This window comes from Virgibacillus oceani, assembly GCF_041521345.1.
GTDB classification, from domain to species: domain Bacteria; phylum Bacillota; class Bacilli; order Bacillales; family Amphibacillaceae; genus Virgibacillus_N; species Virgibacillus_N oceani_A.
On the sequence record NZ_JBGOHB010000017.1, the window covers coordinates 60,957 to 76,948 of the forward strand.

At 40.2% G+C, this 15,992-nt stretch carries 36 protein-coding genes; all 36 read right to left on the minus strand.

The window, feature by feature from the left end; all coding sequences use genetic code 11:
* Positions 1-18: 18 nt before the first annotated feature.
* On the minus strand, positions 19-294 hold the full coding sequence (locus ACDX78_RS13455) for a hypothetical protein (RefSeq protein ID WP_486028662.1): 276 nt from the start codon (positions 292-294) through the stop codon (positions 19-21).
* A 20-nt stretch (positions 295-314) separates the two neighbouring features.
* Positions 315-653 carry a hypothetical protein gene (locus ACDX78_RS13460; protein ID WP_486028664.1) on the minus strand — a complete coding sequence of 113 codons (339 nt, stop codon included), beginning with the start codon at positions 651-653 and terminating at the stop codon, positions 315-317.
* 44 nt (positions 654-697) lie between these two features.
* The gene (locus ACDX78_RS13465) at positions 698-1,441 is read right to left on the minus strand and encodes a Rho termination factor N-terminal domain-containing protein (RefSeq protein ID WP_486028665.1); all 744 of its coding nucleotides are present in this window, start codon (positions 1,439-1,441) and stop codon (positions 698-700) included.
* Between the two features lie 4 nt (positions 1,442-1,445).
* Positions 1,446-1,853 carry a hypothetical protein gene (locus ACDX78_RS13470; protein WP_486028666.1) on the minus strand — a complete coding sequence of 136 codons (408 nt, stop codon included), beginning with the start codon at positions 1,851-1,853 and terminating at the stop codon, positions 1,446-1,448.
* Complete coding sequence (locus ACDX78_RS13475; RefSeq protein ID WP_486028667.1) at positions 1,850-2,170, minus strand: hypothetical protein; 321 nt, start codon at positions 2,168-2,170, stop codon at positions 1,850-1,852. The genes ACDX78_RS13470 and ACDX78_RS13475 overlap by 4 nt, the downstream gene beginning before the upstream one ends.
* Complete coding sequence (locus ACDX78_RS13480; RefSeq protein WP_486028668.1) at positions 2,157-2,474, minus strand: phage head closure protein; 318 nt, start codon at positions 2,472-2,474, stop codon at positions 2,157-2,159. The genes ACDX78_RS13475 and ACDX78_RS13480 overlap by 14 nt, the downstream gene beginning before the upstream one ends.
* Positions 2,471-2,746, minus strand: a complete 276-nt coding sequence (locus tag ACDX78_RS13485) for a head-tail connector protein (protein WP_486028669.1) — start codon at positions 2,744-2,746, stop codon at positions 2,471-2,473. The genes ACDX78_RS13480 and ACDX78_RS13485 overlap by 4 nt, the downstream gene beginning before the upstream one ends.
* Before the next feature lies 1 nt (position 2,747).
* Entirely contained in the window at positions 2,748-2,996 is a 249-nt protein-coding gene (locus tag ACDX78_RS13490) for a hypothetical protein (RefSeq protein ID WP_486028670.1), read from the minus strand.
* Positions 2,997-3,042: 46 nt separating this feature from the next.
* The gene (locus ACDX78_RS13495; RefSeq protein ID WP_486028671.1) at positions 3,043-3,963 is read right to left on the minus strand and encodes a phage major capsid protein; all 921 of its coding nucleotides are present in this window, start codon (positions 3,961-3,963) and stop codon (positions 3,043-3,045) included.
* 12 nt (positions 3,964-3,975) lie between these two features.
* On the minus strand, positions 3,976-4,551 hold the full coding sequence (locus ACDX78_RS13500) for a DUF4355 domain-containing protein (RefSeq protein WP_486028672.1): 576 nt from the start codon (positions 4,549-4,551) through the stop codon (positions 3,976-3,978).
* Positions 4,552-4,642: 91 nt separating this feature from the next.
* Positions 4,643-4,897: a hypothetical protein gene (locus tag ACDX78_RS13505; protein ID WP_486028673.1), complete on the minus strand. Its 255-nt coding sequence runs from the start codon at positions 4,895-4,897 to the stop codon at positions 4,643-4,645.
* Positions 4,898-5,107: 210 nt separating this feature from the next.
* The gene (locus ACDX78_RS13510; protein ID WP_486028674.1) at positions 5,108-5,269 is read right to left on the minus strand and encodes a hypothetical protein; all 162 of its coding nucleotides are present in this window, start codon (positions 5,267-5,269) and stop codon (positions 5,108-5,110) included.
* Between the two features lie 202 nt (positions 5,270-5,471).
* Complete coding sequence (locus ACDX78_RS13515; protein WP_486028675.1) at positions 5,472-5,654, minus strand: hypothetical protein; 183 nt, start codon at positions 5,652-5,654, stop codon at positions 5,472-5,474.
* A 39-nt stretch (positions 5,655-5,693) separates the two neighbouring features.
* Complete coding sequence (locus tag ACDX78_RS13520) at positions 5,694-6,578, minus strand: phage head morphogenesis protein (protein WP_486028676.1); 885 nt, start codon at positions 6,576-6,578, stop codon at positions 5,694-5,696.
* The gene (locus ACDX78_RS13525; RefSeq protein WP_486028677.1) at positions 6,571-7,965 is read right to left on the minus strand and encodes a phage portal protein; all 1,395 of its coding nucleotides are present in this window, start codon (positions 7,963-7,965) and stop codon (positions 6,571-6,573) included. Before ACDX78_RS13525 ends, ACDX78_RS13520 begins: the two co-directional genes overlap by 8 nt.
* Before the next feature lie 4 nt (positions 7,966-7,969).
* The gene (locus ACDX78_RS13530; protein WP_486028678.1) at positions 7,970-9,184 is read right to left on the minus strand and encodes a PBSX family phage terminase large subunit; all 1,215 of its coding nucleotides are present in this window, start codon (positions 9,182-9,184) and stop codon (positions 7,970-7,972) included.
* Positions 9,174-9,947, minus strand: coding sequence for a phage terminase small subunit (locus ACDX78_RS13535; RefSeq protein WP_486028679.1), 774 nt, complete (start codon positions 9,945-9,947; stop codon positions 9,174-9,176). The genes ACDX78_RS13530 and ACDX78_RS13535 overlap by 11 nt, the downstream gene beginning before the upstream one ends.
* A gap of 121 nt (positions 9,948-10,068) precedes the next feature.
* Positions 10,069-10,569, minus strand: a complete 501-nt coding sequence (locus tag ACDX78_RS13540) for a sigma-70 family RNA polymerase sigma factor (protein ID WP_486028680.1) — start codon at positions 10,567-10,569, stop codon at positions 10,069-10,071.
* A gap of 84 nt (positions 10,570-10,653) precedes the next feature.
* Entirely contained in the window at positions 10,654-10,857 is a 204-nt protein-coding gene (locus tag ACDX78_RS13545; RefSeq protein WP_486028681.1) for a hypothetical protein, read from the minus strand.
* A 15-nt stretch (positions 10,858-10,872) separates the two neighbouring features.
* On the minus strand, positions 10,873-11,028 hold the full coding sequence (locus ACDX78_RS13550) for a hypothetical protein (protein WP_486028682.1): 156 nt from the start codon (positions 11,026-11,028) through the stop codon (positions 10,873-10,875).
* 11 nt (positions 11,029-11,039) lie between these two features.
* Positions 11,040-11,327 carry a hypothetical protein gene (locus ACDX78_RS13555; RefSeq protein ID WP_486028683.1) on the minus strand — a complete coding sequence of 96 codons (288 nt, stop codon included), beginning with the start codon at positions 11,325-11,327 and terminating at the stop codon, positions 11,040-11,042.
* Positions 11,324-11,536: a hypothetical protein gene (locus tag ACDX78_RS13560; RefSeq protein ID WP_486028684.1), complete on the minus strand. Its 213-nt coding sequence runs from the start codon at positions 11,534-11,536 to the stop codon at positions 11,324-11,326. Before ACDX78_RS13560 ends, ACDX78_RS13555 begins: the two co-directional genes overlap by 4 nt.
* Positions 11,533-11,961 carry a RusA family crossover junction endodeoxyribonuclease gene (locus ACDX78_RS13565; RefSeq protein WP_486028685.1) on the minus strand — a complete coding sequence of 143 codons (429 nt, stop codon included), beginning with the start codon at positions 11,959-11,961 and terminating at the stop codon, positions 11,533-11,535. Before ACDX78_RS13565 ends, ACDX78_RS13560 begins: the two co-directional genes overlap by 4 nt.
* A 382-nt stretch (positions 11,962-12,343) precedes the next feature.
* The gene (locus ACDX78_RS13570; RefSeq protein ID WP_486028686.1) at positions 12,344-12,592 is read right to left on the minus strand and encodes a hypothetical protein; all 249 of its coding nucleotides are present in this window, start codon (positions 12,590-12,592) and stop codon (positions 12,344-12,346) included.
* A 40-nt stretch (positions 12,593-12,632) separates the two neighbouring features.
* The gene (locus tag ACDX78_RS13575) at positions 12,633-12,881 is read right to left on the minus strand and encodes a hypothetical protein (RefSeq protein ID WP_486028687.1); all 249 of its coding nucleotides are present in this window, start codon (positions 12,879-12,881) and stop codon (positions 12,633-12,635) included.
* A 26-nt stretch (positions 12,882-12,907) separates the two neighbouring features.
* Positions 12,908-13,102: a hypothetical protein gene (locus ACDX78_RS13580; protein ID WP_486028688.1), complete on the minus strand. Its 195-nt coding sequence runs from the start codon at positions 13,100-13,102 to the stop codon at positions 12,908-12,910.
* Positions 13,099-13,425 (minus strand): MazG-like family protein, encoded by a 327-nt coding sequence (locus tag ACDX78_RS13585; protein ID WP_486028689.1) that lies wholly within the window; start codon positions 13,423-13,425, stop codon positions 13,099-13,101. The genes ACDX78_RS13580 and ACDX78_RS13585 overlap by 4 nt, the downstream gene beginning before the upstream one ends.
* A gap of 11 nt (positions 13,426-13,436) precedes the next feature.
* Positions 13,437-13,610 (minus strand): hypothetical protein, encoded by a 174-nt coding sequence (locus tag ACDX78_RS13590; protein ID WP_486028690.1) that lies wholly within the window; start codon positions 13,608-13,610, stop codon positions 13,437-13,439.
* A 95-nt stretch (positions 13,611-13,705) separates the two neighbouring features.
* Entirely contained in the window at positions 13,706-13,879 is a 174-nt protein-coding gene (locus ACDX78_RS13595) for a hypothetical protein (RefSeq protein ID WP_486028691.1), read from the minus strand.
* A complete protein-coding gene (locus tag ACDX78_RS13600; RefSeq protein WP_486028692.1) occupies positions 13,876-14,145 on the minus strand; it encodes a hypothetical protein in 270 nt (89 codons plus the stop codon). The genes ACDX78_RS13595 and ACDX78_RS13600 overlap by 4 nt, the downstream gene beginning before the upstream one ends.
* On the minus strand, positions 14,142-14,510 hold the full coding sequence (locus tag ACDX78_RS13605) for a hypothetical protein (protein WP_486028693.1): 369 nt from the start codon (positions 14,508-14,510) through the stop codon (positions 14,142-14,144). The genes ACDX78_RS13600 and ACDX78_RS13605 overlap by 4 nt, the downstream gene beginning before the upstream one ends.
* The gene (locus ACDX78_RS13610; RefSeq protein ID WP_486028694.1) at positions 14,507-14,695 is read right to left on the minus strand and encodes a hypothetical protein; all 189 of its coding nucleotides are present in this window, start codon (positions 14,693-14,695) and stop codon (positions 14,507-14,509) included. Before ACDX78_RS13610 ends, ACDX78_RS13605 begins: the two co-directional genes overlap by 4 nt.
* On the minus strand, positions 14,692-14,997 hold the full coding sequence (locus ACDX78_RS13615; protein WP_486028695.1) for a hypothetical protein: 306 nt from the start codon (positions 14,995-14,997) through the stop codon (positions 14,692-14,694). Before ACDX78_RS13615 ends, ACDX78_RS13610 begins: the two co-directional genes overlap by 4 nt.
* A gap of 111 nt (positions 14,998-15,108) precedes the next feature.
* A complete protein-coding gene (locus ACDX78_RS13620; RefSeq protein ID WP_486028696.1) occupies positions 15,109-15,579 on the minus strand; it encodes a YopX family protein in 471 nt (156 codons plus the stop codon).
* Complete coding sequence (locus ACDX78_RS13625) at positions 15,576-15,740, minus strand: hypothetical protein (protein ID WP_486028697.1); 165 nt, start codon at positions 15,738-15,740, stop codon at positions 15,576-15,578. Before ACDX78_RS13625 ends, ACDX78_RS13620 begins: the two co-directional genes overlap by 4 nt.
* Positions 15,737-15,991, minus strand: a complete 255-nt coding sequence (locus tag ACDX78_RS13630) for a DUF3310 domain-containing protein (protein ID WP_486028698.1) — start codon at positions 15,989-15,991, stop codon at positions 15,737-15,739. The genes ACDX78_RS13625 and ACDX78_RS13630 overlap by 4 nt, the downstream gene beginning before the upstream one ends.
* Position 15,992: the final 1 nt, after the last annotated feature.

Here is a 15,992-nt window from a genome sequence, read left to right on the forward strand (position 1 = left end):
AGGCATTAAAAAACAAGCCTATTTCGGCTTGCTGATTGACATTAATATATTTAAAGAGTCATCCATTATTTTTTCGTCTGATTGCTCGTCCTCCTGTTTGGCAGGGGGCTTCTTATATTCCTCAAAAGAGATCATTGGATTTCCCGAAAATCTAGATAACAAGAAGTCTTGTAAATATAAATCCCAAATTTTTTCGTCCGTTTCTCGTTCTATAGCCTTTTCAATCAAATCAATGAACATATCGTCATCTACATCATTTGCGAATGACACACTGCCGTAACGCTTCAATATCACGTCATAAACTTCTATTTCATTTATCCCACTGATTTGAAGGCTTGTTCTAAAAAAGTCACTAGTTTTTCCTGTCCTTTCAGATGCTCGAAAACATCAAAAAGTAAATCAAATTCATCTTCTTTCATTTTTTTAGCCGAAACGCCCGCGATGTCAGCAAGTAATTTGAAAATATCGTCCTCCGCATCTGGCGCTCCTTCGATAAATTCCATCAGTAAAACGATATAATAATCATTATCAGATAAAAGCACGTTCCCTTCTTCATCTTTTGGTACATCTAATTCCAAAATTCTTTTTTTGAATCCTGTTTTTCGTACAATTCGCATCACTTTAAATAAGTCCGTGTTATTAATGTTTCTCATGTCTTACCTCCTAAAAAAGAGCAAGGTTTCCCCTGCTCTTTGCATTATTTTAGTTTTTCGATCAGATCAGCTTTATTCATCGAGGGATAACCCTCTATTCCTGCATCCTTTGCTTTTGTTCTTAGTTCGGCAACAGTGTGATTGGAAAAGTCATTCGTTTCCACGCTTAAAGTGGTAGTTTGCGCTCCATTTGTTGAGGGATACATTATTTTGTAGCCCGGATGATCCCCTGCATCCTCGGCATTTGCACTCGCCCGGAATGTGATAGGCAGGGTATTATCTCCCTCGTCCTCGTATGATGCTGATATGCCTTCTATGCTGATTGCATTTTCCAGCAGTATGATCACAGGCTTTGTTTTGCCTGATAAGCGCCCGATGTAGGCTATATTCTCGATGTAGTCAGTGTCCTCTACATAGGTTCGGGGCTTGATAACATCGTATTGCGGATTCTCCTTGTCCACATCAGCCGTAGCAATTGCACGCTTTAAGTTATCGATTGTATACTCTTTTAAATTGGTCACCAATTGTGCGTTATGCGCGCTTTGAAAATCCAACCCTTTTACGGACGTGCGAACACCGTCCATTTCCGGCTGATACCATTCGACTTCTACGGTAAATTCATTACCGCCGTTTGTCGCTCCGAGTGGTTCGCCGCTTGGCAGCCCGTCCTCGTCCAATTCTAAAAATCCATCTTGATCAAATGCTAGATTTGCATAAATAGCGCCGGCATCTAACAATAGATTTTCGGCGGTCTCTTTGCGGTAGCCGTTTGCTTTAGTTTTTACCATTTGCCTACCTCCTATAAGTCTGTAGTGTGCTTGTAACGTCTATACGTTGTACTTGTGGATCGTTATCCGGGACGTGTCCGATATTTGGAAACCCGGCTATGATTAAGTTCTTATCATCCAAAAATCGAAAATGCTTCAATGCTTCAAATGTGCTATCTGCCATTTCAGAAACTCTTACCTGCGATGTGCCCTCCGGCTTATCCCAGTGAGATACTTCTAAAGTGTAATCCGTGCGATTTGGGACGGTGCTGTCAATTGGCAATAGCTTATACACCGAATAAGGATACGGCGTTTTTATCATTCTGCCATCCGACATGATTTGTTCAGGTGCTTGTGTGTCGTATAATGGGTATTCATTGGCACTATCCAAACGGTTGTGTAGCGCTTGTTTTAATGCAATAAACTTACTCATAATTTATACGCCTTTTCTGCGACTGTTCGTAAGTTACCCAGATTGTTCATGATGCCGGGATGCAGGTACTCATTCCCGTTTTTCTCAAGGACAATCGGATAATCCTCCATAAATAAAGTGGAACCAATATAAACAGAATTGTCCTCAGCTTCATGTTCAATGCTGTTCAACAGTGAGCCGGTGTCTATTAAATCCTTCGTTTGGATCACCTGTTTAACGTGAGATGCCCCAGCCATACCAATAGCAGTAAGCACGTTTTCATTTGCTTTATCCATAGCCGTTTTTACTTGCTTGCGATTGCTTTCAAATTTCATCATTGTAAACATCTCCTGTAAATTCTAGGGATATTTCTAGTTGCCTATCCATGTTGTTAGGATTATCTACATCTTTAATGTCGTAGATTTCACCGTCAATAATCGCGCGGTCTGATATCTTGATGTCTTTAATCTCAAAAGTAATAAAAATATGACTGGACAATACGCCCAACCTGTCGGATGCAAGCACTTCATCCCCGCTTAATTTGTCGAGTGTGCCTTCTAATTCCGTATGATCCTGCCATTCTTGGCGAGTGCCGCCCATCCCGTCATCTATAGTTTCATAGCGTTGTATTGTGATGTTCATAGTTTCCTACCTAGCCCATTTGTAATACTTGGCGGGAAGCTGTGCAGGAAGTTAATAGAGTGTCTCGACAACGATTCTGCGGAAATGCCCGGACGATGTTCCATGTTGTACTGGATCATTTTTATTACGGTTATGTCACTCCATCCTACATACCCTTTTAAATAGTCGTAGACAATCGGTATCCACGCTTCAACGGCTTTATCCTTGGAGTCGTCCTTGATGCCTAGAGCGTCCTTCACTTGCCTTTTGGTTACTTGTATATTTTCAGTCATATCAATCACCCTTAAAAAGTCCGATTAACTCGGCTTTAGTTGCGTTTGTTTGATATTCGATTCCCTCTTCTTCGAGTTCTTCTATTAGTTCTGCTTTGGTAAAACTATTTAAGTCGGTTTCTTGCGCTGTTTCCTCTTGTTCTGGTGCAGTTTTCCCCTCTTCTAAGGGTTTATATCCAAGTTCTTTGTAAACAACTCTATAAGCCTTATCTGTGGCTTCAATTGTTTTATTTCCGTTAGATATTTTCATAGTTTGATTCCTCCTTAAAAAAATAGAGAGAGCGTTATGCCCTCTCTTATACTTCTTCCGTTTCTGGTGTCAACGCTGCAAACGCATCATCTTTCAATGTCATAAATCCGACATGCATTGTTGCACGCAACGCGAACATGTCACGCTCGAATAGGCTGACCGGTTCACCGTCCGCCCCCGTAATTGTTGATAATGTCGCATCCTCGGAAACAGCATACTCAATACCTTGCAGGATTCCGTAACGCGCATACTGCCAGTCGCCAGTTAGCATTTTAGCTTTCTCATAATCCCAAGACTTCCCATCGGTATATCCGATTGGCAAACCTAAAGCGTCAGCAGTTGCGCCTTGGCGCGCTTCGTTGAAAATCGGCATGTTTTGTTCATCTACGGCGCCGCGTAAGTCTTTGCGGAAACGGCGGGTAGTGGTAAAGCCGTTAGGATCGTTGTCTCCATCCTCAACAAGTGCCATAAGTCCATTTAAGTCGGAATACAGGTTAGCAGTTGATCCATGTTCAATTGTGTTGCCGGATGATTGGATTTTCTCCCAAACTGATACACCGCTTGCATATGGTGAGCTGTTGCCAAACAATGCAGCTTGGTCAAATTTAGTATAAAACGCTTCTGTGATTGCTGGTCTGATTGAATTAAAAAAACCAGATACAGAATAAGCTAGAAATTCTTTTGAAACCGGAAGGATAACACCTAGTTTCTTTGCTTCCATTTCAGCTTCAAGCCATGTAGCCTTGGAAGTTTGGATTTTCTCTGCTTCTCCTACCCAGTAAGCGCCCGGGCCATCAGCCAAATACGAAAATTTCTTTTTCGGCTTTGTCATTTCCTCATATTGTGCCAGCTGCATAACAGCCGAGTTCTGCATAAATTCTTTTAATACAAGCGTTCCCTGTTCTGCCGGAATATCCCCTGTTCGTGCATCTTGCAATAATACGTTATCTGGATTAAATGTTGCCATATGTTATCTCTCCTATTCTCTGATACTAGCCTCTTTAGCTAGTTCTGATATATTGATTGCTGCGGGCTTATTGTTGCCGCCCTTATTAAAGTCTGTTCCATTTTCTTTAAACTTGGCATCTACTGCACTTTTGACAGATTCATTGTAAGCTTCTTCTAGCTTGGATAAGTTTGTCATGGTGTTTTCTTCATCATCAGCTATAAAGTAGTCTAGGATGCCCTTTGGAAGCTTTTTCTCGTCTGCCACAGTAAGAGCCTTGTTCTTCAATGATTCACGATTACGCGCTTTCTTCTCGTCCTCGAATTGTTTGCGTAATGCAGCTAGTTCTTTTTGTTCCGGCGTTTCTTCCGGGTTGCGCTTTTTAACCTCTTCTTCAATAAGCTGGTCTAGGTTGTTTTCCTTCCACGTTGTCAGCCCTTTTGTAAAATTCTGGTCTAATCTAGGTTGAAGTAGTTTCTTTCCTTCTGCTGTATCCAGAAAACCTTCGACCTTTTCCGCAGAAACGGCGCTAAGTTCTCCTAGATATGCAGATACTTCTTTATCATCTTTGTTTTCTTCTAAGAATTTTTTAACATCTTCTAATTTCATTGTTTTTTCCTCCTAAGCCTTACAGTTCATTGCCTGTAAGTCTGTATTTTTTGCATAATAAAAGCACTCAACGCTTGTCTGCTGAGTGCAATTAATCCACTTTTTCATATGTCTGTTCAAAAATATCGGGTTTACAAGGATAGAATTCGCCTTTAACACCTTTGATGATGTAATCTCCGAGTTCAGCTGTCATAACCCCTTCGAGTGTTTGAATCCTTAATATAGGTTTGCCGTCATTAAAGTCGGCAGTCGTACTACATGTAATCCAATTAAAGACTTGATCTTTATTCTCATCAGTGAATTTCATTGCTTCAATAACAACTGGCTTTTTACGATATTTAGCCATATTCTCACCACCTTCACAATATACAAAGGCTACCGCACCTGGTAGCTAGGAGATGCGGATCACTCCTTTCTACCCAATTACATAGTCGTCAATAGCATAAGAATGACCGAACCACATTTTCCAAACCACGAAATGCTTCCTACCATTTTCTGTGTATTTCGTTCGATATGTTAAAGGGAATGACTGCTTTAAATACCACAACATAACTTTTCACCCCCTGCTTTCTTCATAATTTCTTTTCATTTCGTCGTATGTTAATTCCCCTGCTAAGTCTGCGTCTATTTCTACATTTATCGGTTTATTCATCTTCTGCAATTCTCGGCGAATTAGCTTTAGTTCTTCTGATATCTTTTTAGCGTATTTGTCGTTCATGGTTTCACCACCTTACACCCTTTGAACTGCTTTCTTTGATAATAAAAATCACTATATGGCGGTATATAGATTACCTTCTTACAATCAGTGCACCTATAATAATTTGAATATCCCATCAAATTATAATCGTGTTTTACTTGTCCTAATTTTGATAAAACCCATGTTATTGTATTCATGATTTCACCTCAATAAAAAAAGCCACCTATAAAGGCGACTTATCTTTTAAAAACCCTATTACATCATGTTCTGTAAATATCTGTCTCATCTCAAAAACAATAACGTCTTTCGTATAAGAGTTCGTATGTTTGTCTTGATAGATATTCCTTACCATATTAAGGCACTGTTTCGGCAGTTCTGCATTGATTAAATCTATTTTGGCGTCCATTCTATCACTCCTTATTAATAGAATGATAGATTAGTAGGATTATTTCAAGTTCTTTTTAAAATCATCATAAAAACCGTGTTTTTTTCCCGTAACAGCACTGGCGTTCGCTTTAAATCCCTCTGGTTCCGCTATAGTTGTGCACCTGCAATTTATGACCAAATATCCGGGAGCTGATTCATCACCAGGGTACATCATTTCATACCCATCTACATCAAAAGGCTGGTCAATATCAACCGTAACGCCGTCCATCTCTTCATGTTCTGGGCGCGTGCGCGCGCCATGTGAACTCAGCCACGTTTTTTTGAGTATTAACCCCGATTCTTGCGCCTTTTCCATGCTGTCCTGTGAGCTTTTATTTCTAATACGGTTATTTTCAGTTCTAGCAATTCGCAAAGCATTACCTGCTCCAATGTCCATACGCTCTTTTATCCTACGCGCTGTAGTACGATATGATTCACCCTGCACAAGCCCCTGCGTGAGCTGTTCTCGCAATTGTCGGGTTAATTGGTACTGGTTATCCCTGTTCCTTTGCAGGAAGCCTACACGGTCAAGAGGGTTCTCGATAGACCGTTGTATTTCGTCTGTATCAAGTAAAGCAAAGCCCAAGTCAGCCCCAACCTCACTAGACAAAGCATATGCAGTTCGGTAATAAGCTTCCTCAAACATATGCCTTTGCCCTTTTTTAAGGCTCATAGCGTTCTTTCCGGTTAGCTTTCGTATTTCCTCGCCAATTTGTTCTTCCAGTTTGGCCAACCGATTGTATTTATTCATCTCAGCCCAATTCCAATCAGCTTTTTCATATGCCGCCGATAACTTGGATCGTATTTCCGACAAAGCAGTCTGATAATTGCGTATTAGTTCTTTTTCCTGCTGTGATTGTAAACGATCAATAGCCTTTTTAGCTTGTTCCTGGTATCTATTCATCGTCATCATCTATTTCATCGTCAAGGTTAACCATATCCGGCTTCTCGGCTTCAATCCTTTGTTCTTCTTCCTGTACATCATCTATAAAGGATAACAAGCCTAAGCGAGTGCGCTCTGATATCGTACCACTCAAATAAGTTTGTGTTTCTGCTTCTTCCCTTAAATTAACAGGCAGATTGCGCTTAAATTGAAACGAATAATTTAGGTAATCATCTTCTTTACATTTATTCCTTTTCGCCCACGCGGAACATAGCACCTTAAACTGATACCGTAGCGCCGTTGTCATTTTTCGTTCCATCGTAATACATTTATTTTCAAGTGACATTAATTTATACTTCATGGCCACGCCAGAAATTGATGTGCCAAACTGCTCATCGCCAAAATTGACCGACTTGGCAAACCTCAATATATTCTCTTCCAACCTGTTCAAGTGGTTTTCTATCATCGTGTCATTAATATCCTTGGTCAGATAACTAACGCTCTCCTTGTCGTCTAACAGTTCAAATATACCCTTCCTGTTGATTTCTTCTAGCGCTTCATCATCGGCAACCGCACCTCGCATCACTAAATATGCCAGCCGGTACTGTTCTACTTCGTTATTGGCATCGGACAAAGCACGATCATAAGCATCTACTAAATTAATTACCTTTTCGGCATCGCCTTTTAATTCATCATTATTCGGCAGCCCAAAAAGCGGACAATATTCAAACAGATGTTCTTTTGATTCATTCTCTACAAATGCACCGCCGGGGCTTGACTGCTTAAAGGTGATTCGATGACTTTCGTTGTAGAAATCAGCTTGATATATCTGCCTTCCATCGTCTTTGTCAATAGGATAGTATCTAAGCGCATATGTCGGCTCTGCTATGCTCCTGTCAGATATAAATATCGTCTCCCAAGGATTGACGTTCCTTATCCTTTCATCGCCGTTTTTATCCACATAAGCAAGCCTAGATCCGTATCCACAAATAGCAGCCTTTTTGCCCCACTCGGAATCCTCATCCTCTACGTTGTTCCGCATGTTAAAAGCATGTGTTTCTTTCTGTAGTTTTGTTTCCTTGTCCAGCTCGCCGTCTTTGTCAGCATCTATTTCATAGGTTATCGCATGACCGAACATATAACCTATTTTTGTATCGACTATTTCGGCATCAAAAGCGTTGTTTATTTTATTGTTTACCTTGTTATCAATCCTTTTTACGGAACCTGTTTCAAAGTCCTCATACTCTACAGGTTTCCGGGAAAGGATTGGAACGCCGCCAATTTCAGCCCGGTATCTGTCGTAAAGGTTCATCATGCGATTGCGATCCGGTTTATGTTCCTCGATCATTGATTTTATTAAGTCTGGATTTATGCCTGTTTGTTGTATTTGTTCCATGTATTTATGCATCCAATCACCTCTTTCCTCGTAGAATAAAGCGTTTATAATGCGTATAAACCGCATATCGAACTGAATCCAAAACGTCATCCCATTCCTTCACTGGCTCACCAGTTGTTTTGTGCCACACATACCTATAAATCTCTTGTCTAAACCGCGGGCAATCGTCATAAAGGACATAGAACTTGTCTGTTTTAATTAGCTTGGCAACCGCTTCGATGCCACTTAAAACAGATTTATCGGCATCTCTCGCCCGCAATCTCTCTGACCTGAACCTTTTAATATATTCCGGCCTGGCGGTATCGCAATAAAAATTAATGTTTCCGTAGCGCTCTTTAATATCCTTGGCAACATCGACCCAATAGTCAATTTCCTCGAATTGGGCTGCATGTTCTTCGATGACGTAAACGATTCCTTCGTCATCTTCTGCCAACACAACGATGGAACCATGATGTTGATAACCCCAGTCAACCCCAGCAAAAAAGCTTACCAAATTCTTTTTGGCAAGCTCTTCTTTCGATATTGCGTGTATATCTTTATTAAAATCAGCGTAAACAACCCCATCGCCGGAGACCCATAAACCTTTTATGTTACGGTCAAAAAACATGCCGGATGGAGTAGTGTTTTTCATGTTTATTCGATAACGATCAGATAAAAACGTATTATCGTCTAGCTGAAAGGAGTAAGATAAAATGTTTTTATCTGCATTTAAAATATAATCCTTTAACAGCCAATGCTCCGGGTGATCCGGGTTGGTATCCACTAGTACCCTAGCACCTTCACCAGAACACCGAGAGCGTATTTCGTCAAATACCTCTTCATCAGCAAGGGAAGCCTCATTTACATACGCGCCGTATGCCGTCATTCCTCGTATCTTGTCCAAGTGCGCTATTGTCGAATGTCCTGTTTGGATCACGTAGACACCAAATAATTTAAAGTTATTATGTTTGTCAAAATTAAAGGTGATCCCATATTTATTAGTTAATTCATTCAAAATATTGTTTTGAATTGTTCCAAGCGTAGCACCTGATAAAATATACATCGGCCTCTCGATGCCTTCTGAATCAGCTATATTTCTCACTCGGATTAACTCTTGTAAAAACAGATCATTGTTTAATACCGTTTTTCCGGAACGTTTGGCGCCGTGGTTGATTAACATGAACCAATCATCGCTAACACAGCGTTTATATATATTTTGCTGCTTATCTGTATAAATTGCATCAAGATTCACGAAAAGCACCGCCCAGCGCTTCGAAATAATCTTTTAACTTGTCCTCTGTAGATGCGCCGGATTGAGACTCACGCTCTAGTTTGGATATTTCGGTTTTCGTCTTATCTACATTCGTCTGCATTAATTCTAATTTCAATCTACGTTCGTCATCATCGTGAGCCATTTCCAGGAATTGTTTTGCTAGATTTCTGTATTCAGCCATCGCTCTTGCCTGGGCTTTAATATACGATTCGTACTGTTCGTATGCATAGACAACTTTATAAGCTGTTGCAGAACCCTCTGAACCGCTAGAATTCATAGACACATCTTCCAGGGTGTCATAAGAATTTTCCACCCACATCACTTTTTGCAATTGAATGATCGCAGAAAACTTTATTTGTATCTGTATCCACAGTTGATCAGCAATGGATACATCCTCAAAGTCTTGCATTATTTCCTGTTGCGATTCATTAAAATACTTTGCATATAGTCCATGTTTTCTTGCTGCGCTGTTTCGTTTCGTAAACTGCCTAACAGGATTCGGGTTGCCGCTCCTGTTTTTCTGTCCATTAGATGAAGTTTTATTTTTATCGGATGCATCTTTTGCGGTTGCGACCCTCTCGCTTTTGGTTGCATCTTTTTTCTTGGTTGCATCCCTCGACCATTTTTCCCGGCTTTTTCTGCTTTTCAATGTGCCTAATTTAACATTATGCTTTTCCGCCAATGCAGATAAAGTTATCTTAGTTGTTTCCCATTCTTTTTTTATTTCTTCCCAGTTAGCCATTTACATCAGCACCTACCCCCAATTTAAAAGACACCCACCTATCGGCAGATGCCTTGGTAAACTATTTCGCTCTTTTTTTATCCCTCTCATCCTCAATACGGCTTCGTACGTCTTTCGTACGTCATGAAGCCACGCCCTGCCTGCTCCCAATCTTCTTTTTCGCACGATCCACATACTGCTGTGCTGTTCTTTTTGAAATTCCAAGTACCTTGCCTATTTCCGACAAGCTCAACCCATTTGCGATATGCAGCAAATAGCATTGCCTTTCCCTATGCGACAAATCTATTAATACATCAATAATGGATTCCCTTTCCTCTTGTGTGAGTACGCGTTCCTCTGGTTGTATGTCCAGCGATGGGAACAAGTCCATGTCAATCAATGCTCTACGCTGATATGCTGACCGTCTGTCTATTCCTCGTAAACTTCCCGGCATCCTCCCTGTCCTCATCCAATCTATAGAGAATGTCATGCTGCTTATCATTCTGTTGATTTGACTTCTGTCTTCCTTATCCTCTAATATTTCGGGATCAAGGCTTTCCCTCATATCGTTTAAATCTCTGCGGCCTTCTTCGTACTCTGCCAGTAGGCGATCCGCCAAATTTTCTAGTTCCTTGCTGTTCACACTACCAACCCCTCAGATGTGGTATAATATAAACAGCAGATTAGATTATATTCCGGGGAGTATGCGCCCCGGATTTTTGTTTGATTATTCTGTTTTACTAACGCCGCAAAACTCAAGATAATTTAAATATCCAGGACACTTTTTCGTATTTGGTTCCAATTCAAATTCATCATTCTCATCATAATGTTCACTCAAATCCTCACTGACACACTGTTTTGACAGTTCGTCATTAAACGGTCCGTTTTTGTGCCATAAATTCCAATAGCAATCTATTACATCGCATTTCATTTGACAAACCTCCCTTTAAAGATACAAAACACTCACCACAAACGCCGCAATACTCACTATCCCAAAAGCAGTTAAACTGTTTCTTAAATTCATGTCCTCTCTTTCCCCGACCATTCCAGCCGCGGAAATCATGATGGATATTAATAAAATTATTTGAAATGCTATAATCATCCTGTTCCCCCTCAAATGTTATTCCGAATACGCGGTAACATCGGTTTATTGTTTGTCACCTGTGACGCTTTACTTGTATCCATTGGCGGTATTGGCATGTTTGGCACGGGCTGCATTTCTTCTCTTTTGCTGAATATCTCATCAAGGATATTCAGCACAGTTTCCACAATCGTCTCAAGCGCTTCTTTGACCGCCTGCATTACTTCTTCCATGAATTCCATTGCTTGTTTAACTTCCGATTCCGTCAAACCTTTTTCTTTGGCAATCTTTTCTGTGATTTTTGACTGTTCTTCTGTCACTTTAAACTCCTCCCTAATTTTGGTGCCGGATCGTCAACAGTCCACCTGCTCGGCGCAATTCTATATTCCGGGCTTCTCCCCTCTACCATAGCCAACATAATCTCCATTCCGTTATACATGCCGTGCATATAAGGATCATGGTTCCAGTTTCCGTCATATCCCTGTATTTTTAATATTTCTCGCATTTCTTCGAGCCTTTCTTCATTCATCCTATCCCCTCCATAATTTCCTTTACCGCTATTTCCACGCGCGGATTATCTGAATAATATTTAGCAGCATATAAATCTACTACCTGAGAATCGTCATGCCAGATTATTCCGTTACATGAATCAAGCACGCTTTTAGAGTAATTATCGACATCAGCCTTTACTATCGGTCTTTTAATTCCTGCATTATAAAGCTCTCTGTTCTTTTTTGTTGTTGACTTGGGTATTTGCCTATAAATCTTTAAATTAACGCTCAGTGCACCCTCGTATGGCTTTTTTGGGGCATGCTGTCTTGCTACCAACGCAACGTACTCTTTATAATCCTTGCTTTCTTTTGGGTCATACATGATTATTTTGTTCCCGCGCTTCCCTGCCCTGGCGCGAAGCTGGGGAACAGGTACGCCCGGCACGGTAAATTCAATATTCAATATCTCCCCACCTCAATTCCATGCTTATTCAAATCCGGATGCCTAAACCTGTACCCTTTGCGCCAGTAGTGCTTTATTTCGTCATTTGTCAGATGTCCAGTTATGATTAAGGTTTGTCCATCCTGCTTTTTATAGAGTGTGTGCATGTGGGTCACTCCTTGTTAGAATATCCATTTTCCTAATGCTAGCCCTATTGCTAATACAATAAAAATCAACACAAATCCTAATGCTAACACTGGTGTAATAAAGTCGTATTCCTCTGATTTGTTGGCTATTATCATAAAACCTATAATGCCGATGACTACCAGGGTTACTAGGATAATCAGAAAAACCATTGTTGGGACTCACTCCTTTTGTGTCGGTGTTTAATCGGACTGTGTAACTATCTATCTTTGAAACTGCTTATTGCATTGCAAAATTTTTCCGTTAACTTATTATAAAATTCGTCAACAAAATCACTTAGAATCATTAGCTCTTCACTGTCCCAGTCAAGTGTGATTTCATCTGCGTGATAGTCATTTAATCCCTTGATTTCGCCAAGAATATCCACAATAACCTCGTTCTTATCATAGCCTTCTCCATCCCTTAGAAACTCAACAATCTCTTCAATTCGATCATTTACTTCAGTCATTTTTCATTTTCACTCCCTCACATTCTAATCGGACTGTGAATTAATCTTTTTTTGCTAAAATATCTTCTGGATTAATGTCGTGAAGTTCACACACTTCGTCTAAATCAATGCAGATAGTTCCGCCGCCGACTAGGTAAACCTCAAAACCTCCATCCTCGGTAATTCCGTCACCTTCTATCTCGGCAAATTCTTTTAATTCACCACCCTCAAGCCACAATTTCAAATGTCCATCTCCACGCCAATCCATTTCCTTGTCTTGTACAAATTTATACAGTTCTAAAGCGGTCAAAATTTTCACTCCTTCACAGTTTGTGTCTACTCCGCATATCCCTTTGCCGCCTTACACATCTCACTAATATAAAATTCTTCCAGTTTGCTATATTCCAAGTCTTTGAGTGGATCGCCGTCTTTTTCCGTGATCCCCATGCTGTTTAATCGCTTGATGATAAAACCAACTCTAGCCCGCTTTACAGATTCGTCCATCTTTTGCCCTATTTCTGTGAGTGTCACGATTCAACCTCCCGCAAATCAGACTCTTTTACAAATACACCGTTTACCATTTCCCCTTTGCGGTCACTTATTTCTTCGTAGGCCGCTTCAATACACTCTTCTATATCTATCCCTAGTTGCATTGATAAAATCGTGAGAACGACATATGAATCACCAATGCCATCTATAACCTTATCAAGATTCCCTTTTGCCAATCCTTCTGCCAGTTCTCCGATTTCTTCAACTAATTTCAACATTTGTTTTTCTGGTTGTGCTCTGTCAAGTTCTCTGATGGACGCCCATTGTTCGATTTTATTTGTAAGTACATCTATTCCTTTATTCATTGTTTTTCCTCCTATTCAACTAAATCCAATTCAGGGTTCTTTCTTATCGCCTCATCAATGCTGAACCAGTGTTCCTCGCTGAAAACATCCTGTTTCGGAGTTTCTTTTTCGTATTTTTTATAAGCACTTTCTAACAGAATCACTCTGTAGCCGTTTTTAAAATCAATAATCCATCCGCTTTTCATTATCCTTCCTCCTTTTAAGCCATCACAGACAGCTCCAACTGCTGCCCTATGTATATGTCTATCAATCTCTGTAAAACTCCTGTGCGGCTATCTATTTACCACCAATCGGCATGCGGCGACTTAACTTCTATTTCCATCGCCCTTGCAGTAGCCAATTTATTCACCAATTCCCGATAAGTCGAATGCTCGTTGTCTGTCAGTCCGTGTTTTTTCAGTTGGTCAATCACATGCGCTCGTTTGCGGTCTGATTCTGTTTGGGCTAGTTTCATTGGGATTCTCCTTTCAAATCTTTGCGCGCCCTGTCGCCTAAATCTAGTTCTATCGGGCTATAAATCATGGTCAATCTTCCTTGTCGTAAAGGTTCGTAGGTTGTTCGATCCGCATAATATTCCAAAGCCTGTTTATAGCGCTCGTTTTCTTCTTCCAATTCAATTATTCGTTTTAAAATATATTGATCGTGCTGCTCATCCGAAAGCCTTAATATATCTTTGATAGTTTCATTCATTTCTGGATAGGTGTTTATTTCCTTACTCATTCCGATTCCTCCAATGCTTTACGCGCTTTCTTCCCACAGTCTTCTTCTATTGGGCTGTAAACCATAGTCAATCTTCCTTGTTGTAAAGGCTCATAGGTTGTTTTATGTGCATAAAACTCCAAAGCCTGTTTGTATCTATGACTTTCCTCTTGCGCATAATATAATTTTTCAGCAGTTTTAACAGTAACTTTCGCTCCGTGTTCCAAGTTCCTTTCCAATTCCTCCGCGTGTTGAATGAGGTAATCGGTATGTCCCTCGGTAAATAATTCCCCTAATAAATCACCTAGTTCCATTTTTATATCGCCAGTATCGTGCGCTTCAATTATCCTGTCGTGTAGCTCCTTTATCTCTTCCAACCTACTCATTCGACTTCCTCCCCTTTAGGTAACTCGTAGTTTTTACCTGCATAAAGAACAGCTTCCTCTCTCGTCATAAACATGACCTGTTCAACCGCCTCTTCTTTTCCATCAACGATTCTAATTGCTTCAAGAGTAAATCCCAATCCGTTTGAGCCAAAATTCAACTTATCTACCTTTATTGGTTCACTCATTCTATTTCCTCCCCAGTAACAATCGTATAGATTTTCTTGAATTTCCTTGCATCCCTGCGGTCACGTCTCAATTGATTTACTTCAGCACGCAGCCGAGTGTTTTCGCTTTCCAATTTCGCCAATTCGCTAGGGTTTATTTCCTCATCGTGCTTCTGCATTTCCAGATAGTTTTCTAGTTTCTTTTCCGCATATTGAGACCTGCTTGCATACTTTCTGTTAGATGCCCTTAATTCAGCTATTTTTAAGTCTTTTGATTCCAGTTGCTTGTGTAGTTCTTCTGTAATTGATGTTGTTGCTTGCATTTATCTCACCACTTTCTGAAACTTCCGTAATATAGCATTCTCCAATAAGAACTCAATGCAGGATTTAATTTTCTGTACGGCTTTATTTTGCGGTATTTGCTGTATGTGAATTTAATTATCATTGGATTGCTCCAGTAGTTCTGGGTTTTCGAAGATGTTGCCGATTACTTCAACTGTTTCCGAATTCCATTCTGATTGATAACCATAATCTCTAATTCGCCCTTCAGTGGACGCCGTATTTCGATGAACAGCGAAACAACTTTCTACCCACTTAACATCACTAATAAATTCATGTTTGTTTACGACATCAAAATACGTGTCGTACTCTTCGTAAAAACCTTTTACAATATCCCCCTCATAAATATCCTTGCCGTGCTTGTCTTTTAAGCCGGTGTATTGCATTAGAATGTGCCTGTCAGTTTCTTTATTTCTAAAACTATTTCTTTCTCCATAATCCAAAGCATCTGATTGCCCAAAAGTAGGATCACTACTAACCCACCACTCGGCCCAATTCATCATCTTTACAGGTAACAATAGCTCTGCTTTTTTGTCCCACGCTCTAAATTTTATTTCCCTGTTCATTGCTTCCCCTCCAATTTTCTCAATCTATCTCGCTGCCGTTTAATCTTATTGCCTTGGTTGATGTACATATTTTCAATTTCTTTTGTTATTTTCTGTAGCCTCGTAGTCCTTACTGTTTTCTGATTATCAGCAATTTGCTTGAGTTCTTGGAGGCTGTTCATTTTTTCCCCTCCAATTCAATCGCTCTCTTCAAATACCATAATCCCTTTTCCAAATCCTCTACACCGTTTTTCTTTTCGTGCCTGAACAGATATTTAACTACATTTCCTAAGCAATACGCCTTCTGACCTTCCATTCCTTTAGTCAACTGTTCGATAATCTCGATTACTTCAAATTTTCCTTGGTAGTGGGGAGGATGGTTTACGTTATCCTTCCCCATATTCATTACTTCCTCAACGCTTGGCGGTTTCATG

What these genes read in the sequence shown, in the direction of transcription:
- ACDX78_RS13460 (WP_486028664.1), bottom strand. Translation starts at nt 653, where the DNA reads ATGAGAAACATTAATAACACGGACTTATTTAAAGTGATGCGAATTGTA.
- ACDX78_RS13465 (WP_486028665.1), bottom strand. Translation starts at nt 1,441, where the DNA reads ATGGTAAAAACTAAAGCAAACGGCTACCGCAAAGAGACCGCCGAAAAT.
- ACDX78_RS13470 (WP_486028666.1), bottom strand. Translation starts at nt 1,853, where the DNA reads ATGAGTAAGTTTATTGCATTAAAACAAGCGCTACACAACCGTTTGGAT.
- ACDX78_RS13475 (WP_486028667.1), bottom strand. Translation starts at nt 2,170, where the DNA reads ATGATGAAATTTGAAAGCAATCGCAAGCAAGTAAAAACGGCTATGGAT.
- ACDX78_RS13480 (WP_486028668.1), bottom strand. Translation starts at nt 2,474, where the DNA reads ATGAACATCACAATACAACGCTATGAAACTATAGATGACGGGATGGGC.
- ACDX78_RS13485 (WP_486028669.1), bottom strand. Translation starts at nt 2,746, where the DNA reads ATGACTGAAAATATACAAGTAACCAAAAGGCAAGTGAAGGACGCTCTA.
- ACDX78_RS13490 (WP_486028670.1), bottom strand. Translation starts at nt 2,996, where the DNA reads ATGAAAATATCTAACGGAAATAAAACAATTGAAGCCACAGATAAGGCT.
- ACDX78_RS13495 (WP_486028671.1), bottom strand. Translation starts at nt 3,963, where the DNA reads ATGGCAACATTTAATCCAGATAACGTATTATTGCAAGATGCACGAACA.
- ACDX78_RS13500 (WP_486028672.1), bottom strand. Translation starts at nt 4,551, where the DNA reads ATGAAATTAGAAGATGTTAAAAAATTCTTAGAAGAAAACAAAGATGAT.
- ACDX78_RS13505 (WP_486028673.1), bottom strand. Translation starts at nt 4,897, where the DNA reads ATGGCTAAATATCGTAAAAAGCCAGTTGTTATTGAAGCAATGAAATTC.
- ACDX78_RS13510 (WP_486028674.1), bottom strand. Translation starts at nt 5,269, where the DNA reads ATGAACGACAAATACGCTAAAAAGATATCAGAAGAACTAAAGCTAATT.
- ACDX78_RS13515 (WP_486028675.1), bottom strand. Translation starts at nt 5,654, where the DNA reads ATGGACGCCAAAATAGATTTAATCAATGCAGAACTGCCGAAACAGTGC.
- ACDX78_RS13520 (WP_486028676.1), bottom strand. Translation starts at nt 6,578, where the DNA reads ATGAATAGATACCAGGAACAAGCTAAAAAGGCTATTGATCGTTTACAA.
- ACDX78_RS13525 (WP_486028677.1), bottom strand. Translation starts at nt 7,965, where the DNA reads ATGCATAAATACATGGAACAAATACAACAAACAGGCATAAATCCAGAC.
- ACDX78_RS13535 (WP_486028679.1), bottom strand. Translation starts at nt 9,947, where the DNA reads ATGGCTAACTGGGAAGAAATAAAAAAAGAATGGGAAACAACTAAGATA.
- ACDX78_RS13545 (WP_486028681.1), bottom strand. Translation starts at nt 10,857, where the DNA reads ATGAAATGCGATGTAATAGATTGCTATTGGAATTTATGGCACAAAAAC.
- ACDX78_RS13550 (WP_486028682.1), bottom strand. Translation starts at nt 11,028, where the DNA reads ATGATTATAGCATTTCAAATAATTTTATTAATATCCATCATGATTTCC.
- ACDX78_RS13560 (WP_486028684.1), bottom strand. Translation starts at nt 11,536, where the DNA reads ATGAATGAAGAAAGGCTCGAAGAAATGCGAGAAATATTAAAAATACAG.
- ACDX78_RS13570 (WP_486028686.1), bottom strand. Translation starts at nt 12,592, where the DNA reads ATGACTGAAGTAAATGATCGAATTGAAGAGATTGTTGAGTTTCTAAGG.
- ACDX78_RS13585 (WP_486028689.1), bottom strand. Translation starts at nt 13,425, where the DNA reads ATGAATAAAGGAATAGATGTACTTACAAATAAAATCGAACAATGGGCG.
- ACDX78_RS13590 (WP_486028690.1), bottom strand. Translation starts at nt 13,610, where the DNA reads ATGAAAAGCGGATGGATTATTGATTTTAAAAACGGCTACAGAGTGATT.
- ACDX78_RS13595 (WP_486028691.1), bottom strand. Translation starts at nt 13,879, where the DNA reads ATGAAACTAGCCCAAACAGAATCAGACCGCAAACGAGCGCATGTGATT.
- ACDX78_RS13600 (WP_486028692.1), bottom strand. Translation starts at nt 14,145, where the DNA reads ATGAGTAAGGAAATAAACACCTATCCAGAAATGAATGAAACTATCAAA.
- ACDX78_RS13605 (WP_486028693.1), bottom strand. Translation starts at nt 14,510, where the DNA reads ATGAGTAGGTTGGAAGAGATAAAGGAGCTACACGACAGGATAATTGAA.
- ACDX78_RS13610 (WP_486028694.1), bottom strand. Translation starts at nt 14,695, where the DNA reads ATGAGTGAACCAATAAAGGTAGATAAGTTGAATTTTGGCTCAAACGGA.
- ACDX78_RS13615 (WP_486028695.1), bottom strand. Translation starts at nt 14,997, where the DNA reads ATGCAAGCAACAACATCAATTACAGAAGAACTACACAAGCAACTGGAA.
- ACDX78_RS13620 (WP_486028696.1), bottom strand. Translation starts at nt 15,579, where the DNA reads ATGAACAGGGAAATAAAATTTAGAGCGTGGGACAAAAAAGCAGAGCTA.
- ACDX78_RS13625 (WP_486028697.1), bottom strand. Translation starts at nt 15,740, where the DNA reads ATGAACAGCCTCCAAGAACTCAAGCAAATTGCTGATAATCAGAAAACA.
- ACDX78_RS13630 (WP_486028698.1), bottom strand. Translation starts at nt 15,991, where the DNA reads ATGAAACCGCCAAGCGTTGAGGAAGTAATGAATATGGGGAAGGATAAC.